Below are 1,309 nucleotides of genomic sequence, written 5' to 3'. Positions count from 1 at the left end.
ATGCGTGTGATGGTCGGCAAGGCGATGGCATCTACCTTGACGGCAAATTGATAGCCCGGCGCATTGGAGGATGCTCCGGGAATGGATCTGAGGCCGAAATAAACTCCGTATCCTGAGCCGCCATCGCAATTGCAATCGAAAATGATGCGCACAGACTTGTTGGCGGATGCTTGATAGGAACCGGTGAAGCTGTAGACATTGCCAACGGTTTCCTTGTGGTCGAGTTGTTGGCAGTTTTCGGATGGGCTGCCGCACAGCTTCAACAAGGGAAATCCAGTGCCAAGTGAATCAAAAATTCGAATGGATACATCGGTGATGACGACATTGGTTTCACCGGTTCTGAATTCCTGGTATCTTGGGTAACTGGCGTTCACCCATACATTTCCTGGACCTACATCGAGAGTCGAAAGCAATGTCCTGCTCGCTGCTGCATAAGCAGTTGATGCTGAAAAAAATATGAAAACAATAATCCATGACCTTGGCATCCAGCGAAAAGATCGGATGGAAGGGCGCCTGTGGCTAGTTTCTGTCATGGTTATCTTGTGTTCTTGATGTTTGAAAGATGTTGGCGAATGAGCACGCCCGCCCTGGAGGCTGCGCCTGGGACACGGCAGCCCATTGCGATCTTGAGGCACCGGGTCCCTGTGGATTTGACTGTCCGTTTGCCAGTCTCTTGACCGGCCATCCCGCGCTCAGGCCATGAGCCCGAGCAGCCAGTCGGCATATTCCGCCGATGTGGTCGTGGTGCCTGGTGGGGGATTGATGCGCACGGTGTGAGCTGCTTCGGCCATCGCGCGTACATCGCTGGGCGTGTGGCCGAAGGCGGCACGGAACGCGCGGCTGAAGTGCGCTTCGCTGGCAAAGCCCAGGCGTGTGGCCACATCCGCAATGCGCAGACGACGGCAGGTCGGGTTGGACAGCGTGTGGAAGGCCCGTTGCAAACGGCGCTGCTGCACGTAGCGCATCACTCCGCCCAGTGGCTCGAAGAGGTGGTAGAGCCGGTGGCGCGAAATGCCGAAGCGTCGGCACAGTATCTCGGGGGTGAGCGGTGCGGCCAGGTTCTGGGCGATATGGCGCTGGATGCGCTCCAGCGTGGCGGCCTGCACTTCGTTGCGGGCCTCGGCCAAGGTGCGCTGGCTCGGACGCAGGCAGGCGGCCAGCATCTGGGTGGTGGCATGCACCACATCGTCGGCTTGCAACAGGGCGATGGTAGGCAGGCGCCTGTGCAGTGCGTCCAGGTGATCTGCCAGCAGTCCTGCGAAGATGCTGCCTGACGCCAGCACGGTTCCATGCAGGTCTGCACCATGGG

At 58.7% G+C, this 1,309-nt stretch carries 2 protein-coding genes; both read right to left on the bottom strand.

Annotation, left to right across the window (positions count from 1 at the left end):
* A partial coding sequence (locus ACYVRH_RS12845; RefSeq protein WP_461257293.1) for a hypothetical protein occupies positions 1-533 on the bottom strand: 533 nt, incomplete at its 3' end.
* Between the two features lie 159 nt (positions 534-692).
* A partial coding sequence (locus ACYVRH_RS12840) for a helix-turn-helix domain-containing protein (protein WP_461257292.1) occupies positions 693-1,309 on the bottom strand: 617 nt, incomplete at its 5' end.

The organism is Treponema sp. R80B11-R83G3 (genome assembly GCF_054786115.1).
Note: the sequence above shows the minus strand (reverse complement) of the source record. Positions and strands in the feature narration are given on the sequence as shown.